A 23,379-nucleotide genomic window follows, 5' to 3' on the forward strand; every position below is an offset into this window, starting at 1 on the left:
CTAGCCGAGTTTGTTTTGGTGCGTAGTCAAACTCTAGCGAAGTTTGTTTAGGAGTAGAGTATAACTGATTAAGAGAGCGTTAACTTATGTGGGACATATATGTAATTGGAGATGTAAAGTTTCTCCAAGCAATTCTCAATGGCATAGCCATGATCTTTAAAGGAAATAGTATTTGGGTGGCTGCGAAGATTTTTATTTTACTCAGTGTACTGCATCTAGGAGTACAGGCGGTACTCAATAACTCCTTTATGCAAATCCAGTATTTAGCGGTTACTTGGTTACTACTAAGTGCTTTGTTTATTCCACGCGTAACGGTGAGTTTACATGATCGTAATAGTTTGCTGTCGGTAAATGTTGCGGGAGTTCCGGTAGGCTTAGCAGTCTTTGCGAGCTTTACCAGCAATATAGGTAAACATCTCTCTGATATCTTTGAACGTTCTTTTAGTAGTGTTCATGATATAGGTGGGCAAGCTAAGGTAACCCAAAGCTTTGAGCAATTGTTAGCCCTAAGGGCTAATGTTTTAGAAACCATGCTCACTAGCAGTGGAGATAAAGCACAGCTCTATTACTCGTGGCAAGAGTACTTAAAGAATTGTACTAATGTTGCTCTTAATTTACAGGTAACAGCCTTGGGAGCTAAGGACATGCAAAATCTCTTAAGCAGTAGTTTACCTGAAGCTGTACGTTTTCCTTCTGAGATTTACTATGTTCGTTTACTCGATAAAAATGGCAATACCTATTCGACTTTAACTTGTACTGAAGCCTTTGCTCGCTTAAAAAGCCAAACTCTCGAGAATACCCAAAGCTTACTTCGCCAAAATCAACCTCTAGGCAAGGATAAACTTTATAACCTCACTACTTTAAATCAGGATATAACTACGCTTTCTCATGGTCATCTTGATGCCCAAAAATACATTATTGCTTTGTCTATGGCACAGATGATTACCCAACAACCTGAGTATGCCAATCTGGGAGCAGCTGTACTTACGCAAAGCTTATCCAGTATCTATACCCAATGGAGTTTACAAGGAAGTATCTTTACCAATACGGTAAAACCCTTGTTAACTTTTTTGGAAGGCTTTTTCTATGCCGTAGTCCCATTTATCTTTTTACTTTTAATGTTAGGGCAGTTTGGTTTACGGATGTTAGGCAAGTTTATAGTTCTCTTAGTTTGGTTACAAATGTGGCAACCGATTATTAGTATTATCAATCTTTATTACCAGCAATTGATTAGCAAAGAGATTTTTGCTTTAAAGCAAAGCTATATTGCCATAGATAGCTTTTGGGGAATAACCCTGTTTAATCAAAAGATAGAATCTTATGTTTCTACTTCGGGAATGTTGTTAGCATCAGTGGGGAGTTTAGCTCTGTTTCTTATTTACGGAGGAGCAGTAGCAGCTACAAGCTTAGCGAGTAAGTTTGCTCCCGCTACTCCAAGTGCCAGTGCTACTTTAACGCCAAATGTAGTCCAAGCTGCTCCGGTGGTGCAAGCTGGCTCGGTATATTCCAGTACCGCTTATGAGGGAACACACACTGCTGGAGCGCAAACTGCCATAGGAACTATTTCCCTTGAGAGCTCACGTTCGGCATTACAAAGTGCTCAAGAGCAATTGCTTTCTTTATCACGAGCTTCTTATGTGCAAGGTGGAAGTAGTAGCTTAACTAGCAGTAGCGGAGTAACTAGTTTTGGCAGTCAAGAGACTTTACGCAGTAGTGGACATAGTTTAACCAGTAGTGATAGTGAAACCTTGAGTACGAGTGCAACCAGTACTTCTTTACAAGGCTACACGAGTGTTTCTAGTGCAACAAGCAACAATAGTTTTACGGCTAGTGGAGCGGGGCAACTGGGAGGAGGTTTGAGTGGCGGAGCTAGTGCTGGTTTTGGTGGGCAAGGTGGCGTGAGAGCGGGAGTTGGAGCTAGTGCGTCTACTGATGTAAGCCAAAAAGAACTGCAAACCCAAAGCACCCATGTTAGTAACAGCGAACAAACCAGTGCTAGTCAAAGCCAAACGCATAATCGTAGCAGTGGTTTATTAAAGCAAAATCGTCAAGCCCAAATGCAACAAGAGGAACAAAGAAGTTCCCAAGGAGCAACTACCCACGCAACTCAAGAAAGTTCAGGACAGTACAGTCAAGAGATTGCCCAAATGCAACAAGTACTTGAAAGAGTTGCAAGTAATCAAAGTATTAGTGTGCTTGCACTAGCTCAAAGCTTAAGTGCTAATCCTCAGGCGAGTGCTTATGTGGCAAGTCTTGTGAGTGCTAATCCGCACTTAGCTCGTACCGCTTTGGCAAATGAACGCGCTTTAGCTTCGCTCATCCCTGATCAAGAGCAAAGACGTAATGCTGCTAATGTGCAAGCGATTTTTGGGGATACATCGGCACAGGGGGATTTTAATCGGGTAGCAACTTTATATGCGGCTTTTAATGGGCAGGTTCCAAGTTCAATGCTCCGAGATCTATTTCATCAGGCTACGGGAGTGCAAACCGGAGAAAAGGTAGCTCAAGCTGGGCATCCACAAAATAGTGCCGAGCAAGTGAGTACTCAAGTAACCCAAACTCAAGCTCAAGTTAGCTCTAAACAACAGGAAGTAAAACCCTCCCCTCCGGTAGCCCCTCAAGTTTCTCCGAATAGTAATGAGTACTCTGAATCCGAGGGAGTAACTGGAGTAAACAAAACCGCACAAGCACAGAAAAAGAAACCTAGTAAAAAATAAGGAGTTCTGATGTTTTATCAAACTTGGCATCTACTGACTCGCTCAAGAGAAGTTACTTTATTAGTTTTACCTCGAGGAGTAAACCTCAGCCAACAAATGAGTCAGATCATTGCCGCTTTAGTGGCAACTCAACCTTGGGGGAGTAAAGAACTGGTAAATCTGAGTTTAACTCCTCTAAGGGTAATTGCTCCTCAAGAAGTAAAACCCAAAGTATTAAATTTGTTAGCAGGCTATTGTTTGACGCAAATGACTTTAGAAGCAAAAGATCAGGTAATCAATTTCTCTTTGCAGCATCCTTGGCTGAGTTTTTATACGCCTGAGGGGGTAAAGAGTACAAGTGATAAAAGGGATAATGAGCTAGAACAGCTTTATGAGGTGCTAAAGCTACAAACGCCAAGAGCTGAACAACTCTTACTTTGTTGGGAGCAAGCAAAGAAAACTGAGCAACTTGAACCAATAGAGCAAGTATTAAGACAAATTCTTGCTTTAAAAAGACCTTGTCAAAGTTTAGTGATTTTTACCCAAGAGCCCCAAGAGGTTCGCCAAATCCTAGAATCCGAGCAAAGCGAATTTAAGGAACAAAGTTGGTCAGGAGAAGAAGCTCTGTTGTGGCTTGAACACTTGTATCAACAACAAGCTGAGATCTTGGGAGTAAATCTTGCTTTAGTCCAAGCTCAAGCTTTGCAATCGGAAGTAGGGACTTTTGTTCCCTTTTCCTCTAGAGTTTATCAAAAACTAAAAGTACAAATCCAAGGAAGAGAAGAACTCAGGCTTGGGCAAGTGCCAGTGAGCTTAGCTCAATTAACCAGTTTTTATTTAATTCCTGGGGTAGATTATGAGCTTGCCTCTAGTGATCTCGCTGGTTTTCATCAAAGCTTAGGAGCACAATTGGCTTACAATTACCCTTACCAAGCCTTAAATATCTATGCTTATCAAGGAGGCTTACTCAAACAAGTAAGTGCTAGCTATCAACGCAAACAAGAGTTTACTCGAGATAATGCTAACCAAAAACTGTTAACCTCAGTGTTTCCGCAAGAGCTAGAAGTTATTAAGCAAAGTAAAGATTTCAAGCAAGACGCTACAATGAGGAACAAAAATGAAGGACTTGTAGTAACCATAACTCCGAAAGCAAGCAGCCAAGAGCAAGTTGGGGTAAGTAAAGATTTAGTGGCAGGAAGCTTAGCTCCACAAAGTTACTACCCTTATCAGTTTAGTACCGCTCAGTTTGCTTATTATCAACAATGGGAAGCTAAAGTAACTTTACTCACACAACTTAAATTGCTCAAGTATGCAGAAGTTACTTCAGGGAGGAGAGAAACTAAGGAGTTTTATCAAGGGCAACGTCATTTGCAACAATCTATAGAGGCCTTAGAAACCTATACCAAGCAACCTACCTTGATGTTAACTAGGGAAGTTCCTGACTTATGGGATCTCGCTATTTGGCAAGAACTTGAACTAAACTTTTATCCGCAAAAGATCAAACTGCATTGGCTTGAACCTCAACTCTTGCAGCTAGAAAAACTCGAGCTCTCAGATCTAAGTCGACCTGAGCTTTGGGAGGGGGAATTGAGTTTAGCCGAACGCAAAGAAAAACTCAACTATAGTACTTTTATAAAAAAAGATGCTTCTCTTGAGCAATTAGCAAAATTTAAAGAGTTTAAGCAACAAGGGAACTGTCATTTTGCTTTAAGCAAGGAACATTTAGTTGATACTATTGTCGCTCGTTTACTTACTGACTACGCTGATGAACTTGTTCCCTTACTCTTAGCAGAGTTACATCATGGGGATAGTTATGCTTATCTTGCCAAGCTCGAACGAAGCTTACAACCTGAAACCTTACTTGAAGCCTTTTTAGAACAAGACTTTCAAGCACTAGATCTGTGGCAAAAGCCTTGGGTATCTGTGGAAAAAGGCGAAAGCGAAGAAACAAAAATCCACCGGTTTTTACAGCAACAAGAAGCTAACTATCCTTACCTTTACCTGCGTCGCCTGCAACAGCAACGAGAGTTCTTTTTGCGTAAACGAAAAGGGCAAATGGAGCTAGATAAGAGCAAGCAAGTAGACGAGGGAAATGAGCTAGGAGCTAAAAATGAGATCGTAACGGGAAACAATAGAGAAGCGGAAAAGTATAAAGTACTCGGAATTGAAACTGCAAGCAGAGGCAATCTCGGGATTGACCATAAGGTACAGACCGCAAATATTACCGAGGCTGAGAGAAGAAAGAAGGAAGTAGAGGATTTTCTTGATCAAGACCTCTTAAAGATTATGAGTCAAGAACAAGCCCAACGTAATGCCGAACTTGCAAGTAAACTTGAATTTGCCAGCTTAAAACAACTACTTTGTCCTTTTACCCAAGCAGACTTAGAACAATCTCTATTACAAAAAATTTTATATCAAGAACTCTCTAGCCAAATCTCACCTTGTTTAATTCCTCCGGCTTGGAAAAAAATTCAAGTTTATGTCCCGAGTAAATGTTTACTAGCCGTAGTTGCACCTTGGTTAGAGCAACTTCTTATTCAAGGACAAGTATTTGCCACCCAGCAAGAGTTAAATCAAGAACAACTATATGAAGCTTTTACTTTAGTGTGGGATAGATTTAAGCTCGAACTCAAACGTCGTCAATGGGGCAAAGAACTTGCTCAAAGCTTAGCTTCGCATCCTTATTGGTGTGTTTTACCTAAGTTTCCTTGGTTAAGTACTATTTGTGCTACTGAGTATTTAGCTAACATTAATCAAGCTTTAGTTGCCAATCGCCAAGGACAAGAGTTTGCTTGGCAATTTGTGCAAGCGGGGATTGAACTCTTGGAGCTTTATCAACAACAGAGCAAGCTCTTGCATTTTGCTACTCATCAGTTTAGTAAGCTCTTAGGAGCAGGGACTTATGTCCCGAGAGATGAATACTCACCAGTTTCGCGCCTAGCAGTATTAAAGCAAGCAGCTCTAGCCCAATTACAAGCAAAACAAGCTCTGCATCAAGAGTTACAACAAAAAGTTTATGCCTTACTGCAGAGTGAGCAAGAAACTAAAGAGATATTGATTCAATTAAAACCTTTACTTCAAGAATTGCATCATGGACAGAAAATTAGGTGGAGTGAATTATTACTGCAAATAGAGCAAGGAGTAGTAGTAAAAATTGCAGGAGCGGAACAATATCAGCAGAGTATGGTGATAACTGATTGGCAGAAAATTAGTAGTCAAGCCTTTTCTCATAGGCAAGAAATGAGTAATAGCAACCAAGCAACTAGTAACCAAACAACTAATGATCAAGTGGCTATAACTAATAGCCAAGCCTATGAGCATTATCTAGTGCAAGAGAGCTATTTATGCTCTAAAGAGTATAAGCCAATGGACTATTCGTATTTAGATAAACCAATTATGTTTTTTCGCTGGTTGAACTATAACTTTGGAGGGGACTTTTCACAGTTTTTATCTTTAAAAAAGCAGTAAAGACAAGTTCTCTTGCTGAGAGAGCTTGGCAAGCTCCGAAAGTACTTAAGCAACAATGGGAGCATCTTTTACAAAAAGCCTCGTTAAGAAATCCTCAGGTTTACGCCTGTGCGGTGGAGTCTGAGGATGCAAGTTTTAAGGCTTGGTGGCAAATTATTTTGGCTCTCGAGGACTTAGCTCAGCAATCTCTAGTCGGAGTATTTTGTTCTTCTCGAGCAAATCTCTGTCATTTTACTGGACGCCAAGGGCAAATCTATCCCCAAAGCTTTTTGCGTTTGTTTATCGGGAAGCTCGCAACCCCTGAGGATTTACAAGCTGGTGCTTTAACTCCACGACAAAAGGTGTTGAACTTATATTGGCACTTGCTTTTACATTTGCATGAGATCTTTGCTCGAGAAACTTTTGGGGATTGGTGTACTAGCTATGCCCAAGAGGGAGAAAGAATTTGGTTACAACAACAGGTAGATCTCAGTTTTAGGTTTGGGAGGTCTCAAGAAGATAAAACTAATCTCTCCTTACCTCTAAGTCACCAAAAAGTTTATGCTCTGCAACTACAACAACAAAGTAAGTCGCAACTACGTAATCTTTTACAGCAATGGTTTGATCCTGATTTACTTTGGCAAGGAGCGGATTTTCAGGAAAGGGTTGCAGATTTTTGTTCTACTAATACTTTTACGACCAAGCAAAAGCAAGCTTTTGTAGCTTGGCAACAAACAGAGTTTGGAGAGTATTTGCAACAACTCTTAAGTTTTTCCATGCAGAATAAAGAATCTCATAAAAAGAATGGGGAAGAGCAAGGAGAACTAACTTGCTATGAGCAAATGCAGGATTGGCAACAAATTTATCGAGGCTTTTTTGTTCATCGTCAGTTTATTTTGCAACTCTTGGACTATGCCTGTAGTTTTACTACCCATAATTTGCAATTGCTCAGAGGTAAGGATCTAAGCTGTTTGGTTTACCAAGGACATCTAAGTTGGCAGAGTCTAAGTGACTATCAACTGTTGGTTTATGATCAAAATTTAATGATTCCTCTCGCTTACCTTGGTAAAGCCACAAGTAAATCTCTATGGGATTACTTCCTTTACTGGCAGGCTAATCTTGTCAGACGTAGCAAAGATTATTCTCTACGTAATAAAGCTCAAGTCTCGTTCGTCCAAGGGCAAATTAAAGATTTGCCCCTAAAGCAAATTCATTATCAATTAACTCAAGCTTATCAGCAACAACTTACAGCTCAACCGAGAAGCAGAGTTAATAGTTTTTGGCAGAGCCAAAAATGGGAAGACTGGTTTTTGGAGCAAAAGCTAACCGGAGCTAGTGCCCTGAGATCTAGCCTAGTTAGAGATTACCAAGCTGGTAAAGTTTATCAAGATACCAAGTCATTTAAAGTTGCCAATTTACGGTCGCAAGGAGGCTTTTTAGAAAACTATCCCCAAAATCATCTTGGGTTAAGTTGGCAACTACAGCAAGCAGAAGAACAGGCTTGGCAAAGTCCGTATCATCATTGCACAACTTACCTAAGTAGAGTGCATAGGATTGAGCAAGAGAAAGTAAAAGAGCAAGCAAAGGAACAAGAGGATTATCAAGCTTTGCAACAAGAGTTAGCTATTATTGCTTGTTATCAAGGAAACTTACCAAGTAAGGTGTATAAAGCTTATCCGCAATTAAGTGGTTATCTTTGGGAGCTCTGGCAATATAAAGCGCAACTGTTACAAGTCCACCAAAAGTATCAACTACTTAATTCTGCTTACCTAGAAGAGAAGGTACAAGCTATAGCTCAAGAATATGCTCTGACTTGGCATCCGGAAGAGTTTATCAGGAGACAATTAGAAGCACTCTTATGGCAACATGGAAAAAACTTAGTTACTCTCAGTCTTAGCTCTTTAGCTCCTAAGCATGAACAAAGTACTTTTGAGGAAGATAAGCAAAGAGCTACTAGGAGTAATGAGCAAACTATAGTTGAAAATAGTGAGTTGAAGAATGTCGAGAGGAGGGGGAGAAGTAGTTCCAAGATTAGAGAAATCAGTGAGATTGAGGGTAACGAAAAAAGCTCTGTTGAAGAGTATGAGCAAGGTAGCTCTGAGAAGAGAAAACAAAGTTCTATTGAGAATATAGAGCCAAGCTCAATTGGGAGGAGGGAAATAACTTCAGAAGGGGATAAAACAGTTTCTCAAGTTCAAACTCAAGGCAAGTTCTTGGAGGTAACAAAGCTACCAAAGATTTGGCATAAACTAAAAAGTTTTCTCCCTTTAGCTCGTAAAGTGAGTTACCCCTTAGCTCAAGATCCTGGAGCTTTACCTCAAGAAGCTAAGTTCTTAGCTAGTGCTTGGCAAGTATTAAGAGCTAAACAGCAAAGTCTTGTTAGTCAAGAAAGCTTAGAGCGGAAACAGTTGTGTTTAGACTTAAACTTACAAGAATTTTGGCAAGCTCAAGGAGGATTATTTCCCTTAAGGCTACAAGGAGGGTATTTGTTACAACTTCAGGAGGAGTTAAGCTCTTTTGCTCAAACTGAAAGATCTGCGAGGGCAAAAGTAAGAGCAGAACATTTTTCTCAAAATCTCTTTAAAACTTCTCTTGAACCTCATCCTGAGGAAAGCTTAGCTTTTTTTACCACTACTCTTGGTTTGAGAGCTAAACAAGATTGGGAACTACTACGAGCTTATGCACAATTAGACGAAGACTATCTTGCACCTCGGTGGTTTTTAGGGAAGCTTAGTAGTAATTTACCGCCAACTAATGAGGGAATTAGACTATTGCTACCAGAAAAGCAAGCTCAGCAACTGGTGTTTAGTTATCTCTTTGCCCAAGCAAGCTATACTATGCAGTTTGGTTATGAAAATAAACATCATATGCGAGCTTTGGCTGATGCTTATCTTGATCCTGTCTATGTGCAGCAAGTGTTTTGGGGAGAGGAACAAAAGTTCCGACGACTAACCCAAGTAAAAACAAATTTAACTTTGGAGGTTGAAGTGGGTAAAGAGCAAGCAGAATGGGGGTTTGATTTTGCTCAGTATCAAGTGCAATCCTTGGATCTGCATTTAAGTAAACAAAAACCTGAGCTTGAGGTGAGAGACTTATTAACCCAAACTCGACTCTACTATTTAGCTTGGAGTCAACTCTTACCTAAGCTTGAGCAGTATCAGGCTTGTATGCAAGGTAAACTAGCTTGGGAATTTGCTTTTGCCTCACAAGTTTCTTTAGCTCAGCTTTTTATGTCTACTTACAGTGTTTATACCTTGACTCCGAGAGAGCAAACTTGGTGTCAAGAGTTAGAACTTAGAAGCAAAGCTTATGGAGAAGAGTTTTATCGGAGTCAATTAGAGAGAGTTTTACAACAAGTATAGGGAGACAACTGAGTGTTTTAGTTGAATAAGGAGTAAAAAGATAGATGCAAACGAATACTTATATTGATTTCTTTCAGTTACATAATCTAGGCTTGCAAAGTCCCGATTATTTTGCCAGTCATAAATTGGTTTGGGTATCTCCGCAAGTTATAGATCAAGTCCTCGCTAAACCTATAGAGACCTTAAAGCGAACTTTGGCTTTTGAGACGGTATTAGAAACGAGTTTATTTGAACAGTTACTCGAGCAAGCTCAAAGGTTCTTTTATAGTTTACCTTATCAAGAGCGAGGAGACTATGCCCATACTTTAGGAGCTTTACAGTTTTTTCTTTACTCGAGCCAACAAGGAGTAAAACATTATCTTGCGAATGCTCCTAAAGTTACGCAAGCTCGTACAGTCATGGAGAGGTTTGTTAATGGCTTGCTGTTTGTAGCTGCTAATTTACTCACCTTAGCTTTAGATCTGAGGCAAAGAGTGCAAGTGAGTTATCAACAACAAGAACTGAAACTTACGGATTTAGATTTGCAACTGTGGCTAGAACAAAGACAACTTAGAAGTGAGAGTCAGGCTTTAGTTTATGAGGTGAATTTGCACTGGCAACCCGCAACTAGCGTGGCTAAGGGGGAGATTAAACAAAAATTTGCTCTTCTTAAAGATTTTTTGTTCTCTCCTACTTTACAAAAAACCTTGAGCTGTATTTATCCGCATTGGGAAAAAGCCTTGCTGGCAATTTGCTCGCAACAAGGAACTGACTTATTACAGGCGAGTTTAAATTATGGACGTCAAGGAGCTTTAACCTTAAGCCAAAATCAAATTCGTCCCCAAGAACTCTACAAGCTACAGCAAAAAATGCAACAAAAGTTTGCTCTTAATAATTATGCTCTAGGGCAAGAGATCTTAACTTATAGCAGTAGGTTACATGGTAAGCAACCTTTAATTGCTTATTTACAACAAAAATTAGCCTTGTGGCAATTACAGCTCCCTGTAAACAACTTGAGCCATAAGGAAATTATTAAGTTATTACATCTGCAATTTTTGACGGACTATGTAGAGTTGTATTTACAGGAGCTAGGGGACTATGGACTAGGAAAAACCTTGCAAGGTTTAAGGCAAGAGCTTGAATCCTTTGAGGCAAAAGAAAAAGAACAAGCAACTCTACCTATTAATCATCATAGCTATCACAATAATTCTCATTATCATAAGCATGCTTATGTTCAAAGCTATGTAGCAGCAAGTTGTCCTTATGACTAAGGAGCAAAATTATGGCAAAGAAAGTGGCATTTACCCCTATTGGTTTGGAGGCTCTCTATATGTCTGAAGCTGAAGAGCAGGAGACAAGGGAGCTGGATAAATTAGTAAATATAGATCTAGAACGAGAACAAAAGCAAGATGAGGGGGTAACAAGTAAAGCTGGAGAAACCAAAGAAGCAGAATTAAAAGCAGTCGCAGATTTGAAACTAACAGAGTTGCCTCTAGGAGAGTCAGAACCATCTATAGAAGAGATACGGGTTGCGGTAGAGCCTCCTGAGGTTACAGAGTTTGCTTTTGCTTCAGAGGAGGTATTGGGAGTTAGTGAGGAAGAGATAATGCAAGCGACGCCATTAATTGGCGAACCTAGCCAAGATTTCTCGTCACCTTGCTTCTCTGATCTTGAAGCTCAAGACTTGTGGCAAGAACAACTAAGATTACAACAAAAAGTTAAAGAACATAATGAACTGGCTCTCACTAGTCTTGAATATTTACCGGAATTACACTTACCCAGTGATGCTGAGTGGTTTGCGTTTTTAGCGACTAATGCTCAAGAGCTAATGCAAGAGCAACAAAATATGCTTTGTCCGCAACAAATTAGTTTTGCGGAAATAGAACCGCAAATCTCAGTAACTCGGTCAACTTGTATGGAAAATTGTGTAGCTCGTTATGAGACTAAAGTTTTTCCAACAAATTCCCAGGGACAAACTCAAATTAATCAGCAAACGCAAAGTGAGACTAGAGATCATGCTTGCAAAGAAAGTAAACGAGAACGTAAAATTGCTTCTTGGTTAGAATCTAAAGAACTCAAACAACAAGAGCAAAAACAACGTTGTCAACGCTTAAAGCAACGAGAAATTTTGAATAAAATTCATGCTTTGGAGAATTTAATTGCTTTATGGCAAAATTTCCCTGAGTTAGTTTCGAGTTTAGCGATGAGAAATAAGTATTTGCTACACTTACAGCAAAAGTCTCAAGCTCGGGATAATTTTTATCTTGCTCAATGTAAATCTTTGTTTTTGGTAGCAGGAGTAAAGATGTTAGCCCAGCAAGAAGCATGCCAAAAACTAGAACCTCATTGGCGTCAAGAACTGGATTACGAGTCAGTGTGGCAATTGTATCAACAAGCAGAACAAGTAGCTTTTACTAAAAGTGATTTTCCTGAAGTAGATTTAAATTTAGTGCAACAACTTTATCAAAAACAATCTCGACCATGGCGAGAACAATTGTCTCGTTTAATGCTATTGTGGCAACTTTTTGAAAAGTTTGCAGCTTGGGCAAAAGCACAACAAAAATAAAGTTATTGGAAAAAGTCTAGTGTAAAAGACTTTTGTAAACAAAGACTTTACTTTAGTACAAAAGCCTTACTGTAAAAATTTAACTTAACTTGGCTTTAAGAATTTAGAGCAAAAACTGAACTTTATTTCTGGGGACAGATTTACTCCCTCTCTCCGCTTAAGGGGGAGAGATAATCTTACTTAACTGCAATCTAAGGACAAAGGATGAAAAAAGTACTAGAAGATTTAATTGATATTTTTGAAATTAATGAGCAGAGAAGAGCCCAAGAACAAGGAGTAGCTTGTACTTTTGATCGTCAAGCTTTAATCGCTGAGCTTGAAGCCTTAGATCCCCAAGAGGTAATAGCTCAAGCCCAGAAGATTACTCCGGAAAGCTCATCTTCTAAGGCAAAGAAATCTCCTAAGGCTAACAAAGGCAAAGCTATCCCTGAATTAAAAGCTTATCAGGAGCTAGCTCCTGTACGTTTGGACGAACTCTTTAATGCTTTTGAAAAGATGCCTGCCGAAACTCTATGTAAAGGGATTAAAGAAGACTCTTCTTCTCGAGCTTTTGCGAATTACAAAAAAGAAATGCACAAGGCTTTTGCTCAAAGTCAGCAAGCGGTGAAAAAGCAAGGAAAAGAGCAAGCAAGTTCAGGGAAACAAGGAGATCAAGAAAAGCTGACAGATCAAGAGAAACAAACAGCACAAGAGAAACAAACAGCACAAGGGAAAAGTACGGCAGATTTATCAGTAGATCCACAAAATCCCTCAACCAAACAGAGGTATAACCTAGAAGCTTTAGGACAAGATTTAAGTTATACCTCAGAGGGAAAAGAGCTTTATGCTCAATTACAACAGCAACAACTTAGTTTATTAGGAGATGCCTACTTAATTCTCGAAATCTTAAAAGCTTGTTATAGCTATGTGTTACAACAGTTACGTGAGCAATTTACGTCAACTGATTTAGAATACTTATTACAAAGTTATAGTTTATTGCAGGAAAATGATTTTGGAGAAAGTTTATTTATTGGCAATCCTGAGTTTCCACCTCTTCGAGGAAAGAACTATTTACCTTTGCAAGCTCTGAGTTCAAATTCGTCAGAAAGCTTGTCCTTAAAGCAACTAGATTTTCAAGGGCTCTTAGAGTATTTAGCTCAAGAGTTAAGTGCAGATGCTTGGGCATATTTGCAATTAAGTAAAGTTGAGCAAGAGTTAGTGCAAAGATTATATGCTCCTGAGCATCCCTTACAGTACGAAGCTTCCACAAAGCAAATAAAATATGCTTACTTTTTAGATTTACCGATTTTGCATCTGCTGGTAGCAATCTATGAGCAAGCTCAGCAACAAGGGGAGGAGTTTCTTTAATGAACAAACTATGGCAATATTTTTTAGGGCAAGAAAAAGCAGTGTTTGATTATCTTCTCCCTTTGAGTTGGCAAGAGTATTTAATGCACAAGTATGCTCAAGAAGATATTTCTATTCATTGGCGTGAAAACTATGAACAAGGACTAGTTAATCTGTGGTTTAGTTTGGCTGTTGGTTACTTATGGGGAGCTTGTGTTTTTGCTCTTGGGATTTATGTTCCTGGGATAAGTATGTCTTTACTGTTCTTTGCTTTAACGGCATTGGGATTTGCAGGACAACAATATCCGCAAGCTCGATACAATCGGATTTGGTTAGAGCAAAGGTATCGACGTCCACTACTGCTAACTAATTCTCGGCAAATGCAAACCGAACTCTTAGCTCAAAAATGGTGGTTGGGTAAAGGCTTTTATTGGCATGCTCAGCATAGTTTTAAGCAACAAGCAATCCAACAAAAGCTCCAAGATAAGCAACATCTTGGCTATCGCCAAGAGCAAAAAAGCATGGGTGCTTCTTGGTTACATAGTTTGGAGTTTAAAGAAGAAAATCTTTATCTCGATTGTGAACATACCAATGGACATATGCTCATTGTCGGGACGACAGGAGCAGGAAAAACTCGAGCTTTTGATTTGTTAATTCAACAAGCAATTATGCGTCAGGAAAGTGTGATTATTATTGATCCTAAGGGAGATCATGATTTACGAGAAAAGGCTTTAGCTACCGCTTACAAGATGAACTTAGGAGCAAGGTTTTTGGCATTTAGTCCAGCTTTTGCTCAGCAAAGTATTGCTCTAGATCTTTTGAGTAATTACGCCAAAACTTCGGATTTAGCGCAAAGGATAATTTCGCTTATGCCTAATTCCCCTCAGGCTGCTCCGTTTAAGGCAGTGTCTTATAAAGCCGTGTTAACAGTAATTGAAGCTTTAACTTTACTCAAACAAAAGATCACTCTAAGTAAAATCTATCTTAATCTCACCCTAGGCTTAAAGAATCTCGTGGTGGAAGTGATGATCTATATTTGCAAAAACTATGATCTTCCGCAATATCTTGAAGTGTTGGAGCAAAAAGAAAGCTTAGAAACCAAAACCTTAAAATCTATTCTTCGCTCTTATATAAAGAACTATCATCCCCTATTAAAGCTTGAAGCAGTCTTAAATTTAATTGAACTATATAATCATGATCAAACCCATTTACATAAGATGTTAGCAACCCTACTCCCTGGCTTGCAAGTTTTGGCAACTTGGCCTATGAACGAGTTAATCACCCCTGAACTCGAAGGCAATGAGCAGAGATTAGTGTTTAATTTACAGAGTTTAACTAGTACTAACTATATTTTATATGTAGGGTTGGATAGTTTATCTGATGCTACTTTATCAGGAAATATCGGGAGTTTATTATTATCGGATTTAGCAGCTCTTGCCGGAAGCATTTATAACTATAAAGACGTAAAGCGTCCGATTAATATTTTTGTAGATGAGGCGGGAGAGGTAGTTAATGATGCCTTTATTCAAATTCTCAATAAAGGACGAGGAGCGGGCTTACGTTGTTTTACCGCTTTACAAACCATTGCTGACTTAAACGTACGTACTGGTGATAAAGAAAAAACTCGCCAAATGCTCGGAAACTTTAATAATTGGTTAGCTTTACGGACTACCGATTATGAAACCCAAAAGTATCTTGCTCAATCCTTACGCCAAACTAGGATTGCGGTAAAACAAAGTAATTATGGGCATTATGATGCCTTTACTAATAACTCTTACCATGAAGCAATTAATTATGAAAACAACTTGTTAGTAACTCCGGATATTTTAGCTGAACTCCCAAACTTTGAGTATATAGCTCGAGTAGCAGGAGGAGAGATTATTAAAGGACGCTTACCAATTGTAAGTAATCAAGAGTAAAAAATAGTTAAATCGTGAACTTTCTGAAATCAGAGATAGTAAGCAAATGGGGAATTGTGAGTTGTAAATTGTGATTAATAAACAGTGAGTAGGAAAAAATAAGAAGTTATTATTTGAGTTGGAGATTAGAGGGATGCAATATTTTTATCGTTTTCTCTTGGTATTGATTTTGAGTAGTCTACTGCTTCTTGCAGTCTATGGATTGATTGGACTTAAGCGTAGTTCTCTGCTTATGGCAGTAGTGAGTGCTTATGGAGTAGGGGGTAGTGAGGAGCAAGCTTTAGAGGTTTTTTTGCAGTTAATTGCCCAAGGCAAACTCACCCCTCCTGAGGGCTGGCAAGCTTGGTTGGCCATGGCGAGAGATTTACCACCAAATTGGCTAGAGTTTAAGGAACAGTGGCAACAAATTTTGCCTGCGCAAGATCTTCGCTCTCCTCAAAACCAAATTGCTCAAGGACGTTATGAGGCGAATCGGATTCAAGAGTTTATGCTTACCTTGGAGTTTTATACTCTCTTGTTAATGCAAAGAATCTATAGTTTTCTTCCCCTTCTCCTTTTGAGTTTACCTTGTTTAGGAGTTTTGTTTTATAGCCTTAAATTAAGACGTAGTCTCCAGCAAGAGCAACTAGTTTATACTTCTCCCTTAAAAAAGACCATGTATGTGTATCTCATGGGCATTTGTCTTTGGGGGTGGTTAGTACTTTGGTTAATCCCCTTACCTTTGCCCTCGGCTTGCTTGACCTTAGGTTATATAAGTGTCCTTATTACTGGTTATAAATTACGTCAACTGGTACAAGTATCGCAACAGCAAGCTACCTTAAATCTTAATTAAGCTCAATTTCTTTAAATAAAAAGCCCTCGGAAACAAGTTACCGAGGACTTTCGCTCTTCGTTCACAAATCAAAAGAGGTAGTTTTTGTTTGTTTTTGTTTGCTTTTTTTGTTGTTTAGTTTTTTAGATTTTTGTACTTGTAATTTGTGATTAAGGTAGAGGCTTTTCGGCTTCATACTCTCGAGCCTTTAAGAAGATAGCTACTGCAAAGTAGTCATCAAACTCATAGATTTCTGGAGTTTCATCAGCAACTTGCTCTCCGAGTTCGTAGAGTAAAGCTAAGCCCGAACCTAAGCTTGGATGTTGAGGTAAATAACCCATGAGTGAGAAAACTTTATAAACCAGCGGATTTTTAATAAAGTTCTCGGCTCGTTTTCTTCTCTCAAACCCTATTAGTGATTGTTCGGAAATAGCATTAATGAAGATAACTTTATCCTCGGCAATATCCACTACCGAAAATCCGTGTTCTTCTTCATAGCTTCGATGTACATAGGAGTTAGCAAGAGCTTCTTGTAAGCACAGACCTAAATCCGTGGTTTTGGTTTCTTGCGGGTATTTGTGTACCTTATCTAAGTGCTTACAGATCTTTTCATAGGTATACTTAAAGCTTTCAATGAGGTTTTGTTCAATAATTTCTTCTTTTTTGCCTGGCTTAGCAGGGTAACGACAAAGGAGAAGTTTATTGCAATACTCAGGAACAAGGCGTTTAATCGCTTCTTTTTTGCCAAAGAGTAAGAAAGCTGCTAAGTTAAGTACTTCCTCTTCCTCGGTTAAGGAAAAAGGATTTTTCTTGAGTAAACCTAAAGACTTTAAGAACTCGAGATCGTCTTGCGGTTGAGCAACTCCGGTGTGTGCTGAGATGCGTTCACGAGCAAAGGCGATAGTTTGTGGATCTAAGTATTTGAGGTTACTTTGGTGAATAGTCAAGGCACTTTCATGATAAAAGGTTGGCAGTTCTTTAGCTAAAGCAAAAACTGTTTCTTGGTCATGGCTAATATCATGATTTTTACCCTCGGCACTACGTAAATAAATGCGATCTTGATATTTGAGGATGGTTGGAGCTCGAGGAACTATAATCAGAATATAGAAAAGTCCTTGGTATTCTCCGGTAGTAAGTTCACAATCGGCAAAAGTATCAAGAATCATATTCTTGGGACTTATGAGATTGCTAATTCCCTCTTGATAGTTCTTTCTAAAGATCTCTACTTGTTCTTGAGTAAAGCCGACAAAGTTTTTGTCTGCATCTAGTCCAAGAACTATAGAACCTCCATGCGGAGAGTTACTTAAAGCAACCAGTGTTTGGTAAAATTCATCGGAAATATTGTTTACGTCAAGGTTAGCAATAAAGCCAACACGATCGTATCTATTCCAAGATTGGATTGCTTGGAGTAAAAGCATATGATTAAATCCTTATAGGTTAAAAATGTTAAGTAAAACTTCACTGTTGCCATAGATTTTTTTAGATTTACTTACACTTTAACTTAGAGTGAAGAGTAGGAAATGAAAACTGATTTCACATCTTCTTATTTTACCTATTTTTTATAAAAAAGTTTGAATAATTTATCAAAAAATAATGAAAATTTTATGTTAGAAGAGCTTATTTAGTTACTCTTGAGTAAGAGTAAGAGGAAAAGAATAAAAGAATGGTAGATAAAGGAACTGGAGATAAAGGAATAGTGAATACAAGGATCTAGAAATAAAGGAATGGTAAATATAAAGAACCGACAAAGTAATAACTAAAATCAGAGAGGATTTCCTGAAGATTTGCTTTGAGGTTTTCTGAAGATTATTCATTATTTGCAAAGAGTTTAAGTTTAGTTAACTTGTTTATTTAACTTAAGATATTTTTATCAAAGACTCTTCTATGAATATAGTTTTCGGGGGATGAATAAAAACCCTTGATTTTGCGCCAAATTCGTTAAAAAAATTTTAGGCATGAGTGTAAATATCTCCCTAAGAAAAAGGTCTAATTCCCGCAAAAAGTATATGAGTTTAAAGGATAGGTTGAAGTGTAGATTTGTTTTGAATAATAGGGATTTCTGTTCGTAAAACTATAATTATACATTCTTAGAAAATGCTTCTTTATTTGATTTAGCTTTGCAAATTAGTTTAATTAAGAGTAATATATTTATGAGACACTAGAGAGGTCGGCTCACCTCGCTATTGTACTTATATCGAAAAACTAAAAGTTTTTCAGATATCTAACCACATAAAACTAGTAAGTTTTAAGGCTCACACCCGTGAGCCTATTTATTTTATTTAAATTTTGTAAAAACTCGATAAAGCCCAGCAAGCTTAGGAGTTTTGCAACTTAAGAGTTAGAGTATTTTTTGCTTTTGCTCTTAAGTTTTGGTACTAACCTTAAAGTTAGATTAAGTTTTAATTTGCGTTACTTACTATTAGCAATTTTTAAGGCAATAACCCCACCAATAATTAGGCATACCCCTAACCAACTTAAGAAAGATCTAGGTTCATTAAAGAAAAGAACTCCTACAATAAAAGTTCCTGCTGCTCCAATTCCCGTCCATACCGCATAGGCTGTTCCTATAGGAATTGATTTTTGGGCAAGGAATAAAGCAAAGCCACTAAGAGTTATACAAATTATAGCCATAGCTATACCTAAGAGGCGATGCTCTGAGTTTTGTGCAATTTTAAAGCCAAGAGGCCAACCTATCTCGCAGATCCCTGCAAATAATAAATATATCCAAGCAAGCATATTAATTTCTCGGTTTTTTCTTGTCTCAATTTTTTACTTCTTGTTGATAATTGAGAGAGTTGTTAGAAGATTATAACATATGAAGAAAAATAGTCGTTAAAGAGTAGTTTTTAGCTGTACTCTTAGTTTTAGCTTTAAGTTATTAATTTATTTAAGTTATTAATTTATATTACTTAAGTTATTCTTTTATTTAGGTTGCTTCTTGAACAAAGGGGTATTTTGTATTTTCTTGAGCAAAGGATAATTTTGTAGCTCCTTAAGTGAAGGATAATTTTATCTCCTTAATCAAAGAACTATCTTAAAAAAGTAGAGAAATTTGAAATAAAAAAAGTGTGTAGCTCATTTAAGAACTACACACTGCTAAACTTCTAAGAATAATATACTAATAAGATAAAGACATTAACGAATTATAAAAAATAATTCTCTTAACGTCATAGCTATCTTTGCTACATTTTAACAGAAAAATAAAAAATCTTTAAATTATTTTTTGTAAATTGTAGTAAAAGTCAGTTTCTTAGATAGGAATTTAGAGAACTCAAAAATGAAAAAAATTTAGCTTTTGTGCTAAAAAATTAGCGAAGATTTTTCTCTTAATTTTCAAAAACTGAGAGAAAATGGCTAGTTTTTTCCTAAAGATGAGGCATTTTTAGTAAAAAATTTGCTTCAGACTTTTATTGACAAAAAAGAAAACTTATCCTTACAAAAAATAAGGATAAGCTCCTAATACATAAAAAATTTGTGGTTATTTGCATTCTACTTTGGTAATTTCCTTGTAAAACTAAAATTTTTGCAGAGAAAAATGTAGCTTATTGTTCCCAAAGTTGATTAAATCTAGTCTCGCCCAGCTCCCAACGCCAGTTGGGAACGTGATAAGCATGAACTTTACTTTGCCAAAACATAGATTTAGTATTGATCTGTTTTTTAATTTGCCAAGAGCTAAGGTTAGAGATAAAAGAGCTAGCTCCATAGAACATATGATAGAGAGTACGAGCACTTGCAAGATTCCAGCCACTTAAATCCGCATTAAAGGATTTAGCATTTTTAAACATATTGCTGAGATCTACGGCTTTACTCACATCCCAATTACTAAGATCACTTTGAAAGTTAGTGGCAGCAAAGAACATAGAGTTCATATTAGTAACTCTACTTACATTCCAACGACTTAGATCTTGATTAAAGCTTTGGGCATAAGCAAACATTGCACTCATATCCGTAACCTTGCCGACATTCCACCCACTAATATCCCGATTGAAGTTTACCGCTTTACGGAACATCCCATTCATTCTTGTGACATTAGCTACTTGCCAACGACTGAGATCAGCATTAAAGATACTTGCCTCATTGAACATGCTACGCATATTAGTTACGCGACTAACATTCCAGCGACTGATATCTTGATTAAAACTCTTAGCGGCATAGAACATAAAAGTCATGTCTTGAACATTAGAGACATTCCAACGACTTAGATCTCCATTAAAGTAACGAGCATCAGCAAAAGTTGATTTCATAACTCTAACGTTACTAACATTCCACTTACTTATATCCCCATCAAAGGTACTGCAGACAAAAGTTCCGTACATAGAACGTACATTACTTGTATCCCATTGACTAATATCAATGTTTAGAAAACGTAAATTGTTAGAGTTGAGACAGTAAGTATAATCTCTCCCCTTAGGAATTTGGTAGTTGCCAGCAAAGACAAAATCTAAATTCTCGAGTTTCGAAACATCAATAAAGTTAAGATTTAAAGGAGTATAAGAGCTCTGATAACGTGCTAGATAAACTTCGAGAAATTCTTTTAATTTTTCGGTTTGCGTAAAGACAAGTTTTATTTGTTGTGGATCTAATCTTTGTTCTTGCCACCAAGCTGGGAGTTCATGGTAACTTAAATCATAAAAAATTTCTACTCTTGGGGTATCTCGGCGATGATCTTGTGATGATGTTTCTTGAGCAGGATTATTCGTGGGATTAGACCTCTCGGTTACTTGAGAACTTTGAGGAGTGGAACTTGTTTGCGTAGTTGTCGAGTTAGGGTTCGACGGGTAAGTTTTAAGCTGAGACTCAGGCTTTTGAGTTGCTGAGGTTAGACGAGCTTGTCTCTCAAGTTCTTTTTGCTTGAGAGAGACAAAGTAACCGGCAGCAATACTAAGGAGAGTCAAAATAGCTCCGGGAATTAGAAGATGTTTGCTTTGCATATCTAGGTTATATTTAAAAGTTGAGACTGAATTGAAACAAATGAAAATAAATTAATACAAGTTAAGATAACTTAAAGCGAATTAAGATAAACTAACACAAGTTAAGATAACTTAAAAGTTGATCTGACTGTTTGGCTTTATGCCAGCTAAACAAAGAAATGATCAAACAAATAAAGACCTGGATAAAGTTAAACTAGCAAAGTGTGAGCAATCATCTCACCAGCCTAGATTATAACAAAAATAAAAGCCCTCTGTATTCCAGAGAGCTTACATAAAAAAGAAATTAATTTTAGAAGATTGATACTAGTTAGTTAGTGAAGATTTTCAGGATTAAGATCTTCGTAAGCAAAAGCATAGCCTTCTTTGAGGGCTTTGACAATACGATTGATCTCACCTTCTGAGATACCACGCTCTTTAAGATCAATTTTTGCACATTCAACAAGGTAACGGCAACGAGCGTAGTATTTACGTCTTTCTAATTCATCAATGAGTTCACGACGATCATTACTTAAGTAAGGGTATACAGAGTTAGCATCAATAACTTTGCGTGACTCTTCGAGCGTATAGCCTGAGTAATTTGCTTTTGAACGACGTGAAAGTAAAGAGTAGTGTTCGGTAACTAAGCAACGGTAACGTAAGTGACCACTTTCTTTAACTACAATTGGAGTACCCATTTGGTATTTTAATTGACGGGTGTTAATTACTCCATTAGAGTCAGGGATATGAGCGGTAAAGTTAATTACTAGTTGTGAGCCGTGTTTAGCCGAAACAAAAAGATCACCATATTCTTTATAGAAATTATCACTATCAAGATCAATTTCTACCGCAGGAAAGTGTGAACGATCAATTGATTGATTGTGTTTTTTAATCATGCGCTCACGTTCTTTAATACGCTTGTGCATTAATCTTGGTTTACGGTGATAACTTCTAACTTTAGTTAAATCATCTGAATTAATTTCTTGCACCATTACCGGTGCTGGATTTGTCTTAGCGGTCATATGTAAATTTTTAAACCTCTAAAAGTGTTAATTATTACTTAATTAATAATCAAGGTAATTGACGTTGCTAAATAAAAGAAAGCAACAGCTAAGAATTCAAGAAAGAAAATTAAGTTATCTCTAAGTTAGAGTTATCTTGGAAAAAAGAATAACCAAATCTATGTAAGTTAAAGAAATCTCATTTAAGTTCAGCCAATCTAGATTGTAAAAGCAATTTAGATTGTTAGATCAATTGAGATTATTTAGGGAGATAACTTAGATAGAAATAAAGCTAACTTGAGACAAAATAATTTGAGTTTAACAAAAAACCTCAAGTAAAACTAAACGTTATACTTCAAATATTTTCACTTACGTTAACTAAGTGAAAGTATCTGTCAATTTTAGGCAATGAAATTGAAGTTTTACTTAAGCCAACTTGTTAAAGACTTTTGTGAGTAAAAGTACACTCAAGTTCTTGAATCAAATTTATTTTTAATTTTTCTGCTTACGTAATTGCTTGGCAGAACCGATTACGCTCTCAAGAATTACTCTTGGTTGCTTCCTCAGAAGCAAAGGTGAAGAATAGTCTAGAGATGAAGATAAGAGAAATAAGTCAATTCTTAAAGTTTAAAAAACAAATTTTGCAGAGCAAGTTAAGTACTTTTTTTAAGGTAGTTATGAAAGTCTAGATTTAGATAGCTATTATTTATCGCAACTATTTAGAGAATGAGCTATAGAAATTGACCTTATTTGTAATAATTACTTATGGTTTACATCTATAGAGAATATCTATTCTAGTTACTAGTTTGCGATTAAATTTGGAGCTTCAGAGAACTACTTGTTACTTTGGCAGTTGATCGAGAAGTACTTTTGTAAAATCAAAGTTATGAAAAATCATAAATTTAACAGTTTGCTTTGTTTCTACCTCTGGGTTTGGCTTTCTTTGCTTTTTGCTCTTATTTATTTTGTTTTTTGTTTTTGGCTTTAACTTTAAATTCTGTTTTAACTCTTACTTGAGAAAAATTAAAAAAATCACTTTAGCAAGCTAAAGGAAGAAAGATAAAAACAAGTTTATACGTTCATAAGCTCATATACTCATAAGCTTATAAGTTTATATGTGTTAGATATAAACTAAAAATGAATTCGGTTTTGGAAGTTTATAGTTACACTTTATTTTTTATATTGTTTATTTCCTTATTTATCTGAAGATAACAGAATAAGGTGAATAGAAAGGGTAACTGATTTTACGTTCATACTGTGCTGGCGTACAGTCCTAATTGTAAAATTATTCTCATCGAGTGAGATTAAAGTTTTAAAAATATATAGGATATTACGGAGTAATATAGATAAAAATGTCTTTTATTC

12 protein-coding genes are annotated in these 23,379 nt (G+C 37.1%); 8 read left to right on the top strand and 4 right to left on the bottom strand.

Going from position 1 to position 23,379, the window contains the following annotated elements; translation table 11 throughout:
- Nucleotides 1-86 precede the first annotated feature (86 nt).
- The 8 genes from CKF59_RS01720 (at nt 87) to CKF59_RS01755 (ending at nt 16,127) form a co-directional block, all read left to right on the top strand.
- Nucleotides 87-2,717, top strand: a complete 2,631-nt coding sequence (locus CKF59_RS01720) for a conjugal transfer protein TraG N-terminal domain-containing protein (protein ID WP_119534262.1) — start codon at nt 87-89, stop codon at nt 2,715-2,717.
- Nucleotides 2,718-2,726: 9 nt separating this feature from the next.
- Complete coding sequence (locus CKF59_RS01725; protein ID WP_119534263.1) at nt 2,727-6,164, top strand: hypothetical protein; 3,438 nt, start codon at nt 2,727-2,729, stop codon at nt 6,162-6,164.
- A 113-nt stretch (nt 6,165-6,277) separates the two neighbouring features.
- Entirely contained in the window at nt 6,278-9,505 is a 3,228-nt protein-coding gene (locus CKF59_RS01730; RefSeq protein WP_119534264.1) for a hypothetical protein, read from the top strand.
- A 44-nt stretch (nt 9,506-9,549) separates the two neighbouring features.
- Entirely contained in the window at nt 9,550-10,755 is a 1,206-nt protein-coding gene (locus CKF59_RS01735; RefSeq protein ID WP_119534265.1) for a hypothetical protein, read from the top strand.
- Nucleotides 10,756-10,766: 11 nt separating this feature from the next.
- Nucleotides 10,767-12,050: a hypothetical protein gene (locus CKF59_RS01740; protein ID WP_119534266.1), complete on the top strand. Its 1,284-nt coding sequence runs from the start codon at nt 10,767-10,769 to the stop codon at nt 12,048-12,050.
- A gap of 204 nt (nt 12,051-12,254) precedes the next feature.
- Complete coding sequence (locus tag CKF59_RS01745; RefSeq protein ID WP_119534267.1) at nt 12,255-13,397, top strand: hypothetical protein; 1,143 nt, start codon at nt 12,255-12,257, stop codon at nt 13,395-13,397.
- Nucleotides 13,397-15,295, top strand: a complete 1,899-nt coding sequence (gene traD / locus CKF59_RS01750; protein ID WP_119534268.1) for a conjugative transfer system coupling protein TraD — start codon at nt 13,397-13,399, stop codon at nt 15,293-15,295. Before CKF59_RS01745 ends, traD begins: the two co-directional genes overlap by 1 nt.
- A 133-nt stretch (nt 15,296-15,428) precedes the next feature.
- On the top strand, nt 15,429-16,127 hold the full coding sequence (locus CKF59_RS01755) for a hypothetical protein (RefSeq protein ID WP_147397095.1): 699 nt from the start codon (nt 15,429-15,431) through the stop codon (nt 16,125-16,127).
- A 149-nt stretch (nt 16,128-16,276) separates the two neighbouring features.
- Here the strand turns inward: CKF59_RS01755 and CKF59_RS01760 are convergent, their stop codons facing one another.
- The 4 genes from CKF59_RS01760 to CKF59_RS01775 form a co-directional block, all read right to left on the bottom strand.
- Nucleotides 16,277-17,524, bottom strand: a complete 1,248-nt coding sequence (locus CKF59_RS01760) for an AlbA family DNA-binding domain-containing protein (RefSeq protein WP_119534270.1) — start codon at nt 17,522-17,524, stop codon at nt 16,277-16,279.
- Between the two features lie 991 nt (nt 17,525-18,515).
- Complete coding sequence (locus CKF59_RS01765) at nt 18,516-18,842, bottom strand: DMT family transporter (RefSeq protein ID WP_119534271.1); 327 nt, start codon at nt 18,840-18,842, stop codon at nt 18,516-18,518.
- An 806-nt stretch (nt 18,843-19,648) separates the two neighbouring features.
- Nucleotides 19,649-21,037 (bottom strand): BspA family leucine-rich repeat surface protein, encoded by a 1,389-nt coding sequence (locus CKF59_RS01770; protein ID WP_119534272.1) that lies wholly within the window; start codon nt 21,035-21,037, stop codon nt 19,649-19,651.
- Nucleotides 21,038-21,348: 311 nt separating this feature from the next.
- Nucleotides 21,349-22,035 (bottom strand): hypothetical protein, encoded by a 687-nt coding sequence (locus tag CKF59_RS01775; protein WP_119534273.1) that lies wholly within the window; start codon nt 22,033-22,035, stop codon nt 21,349-21,351.
- Nucleotides 22,036-23,379 lie beyond the last annotated feature (1,344 nt).

Origin of the sequence: Psittacicella gerlachiana, from assembly GCF_003585965.1 — a bacterium.
GTDB lineage: Bacteria > Pseudomonadota > Gammaproteobacteria > Enterobacterales > Psittacicellaceae > Psittacicella > Psittacicella gerlachiana.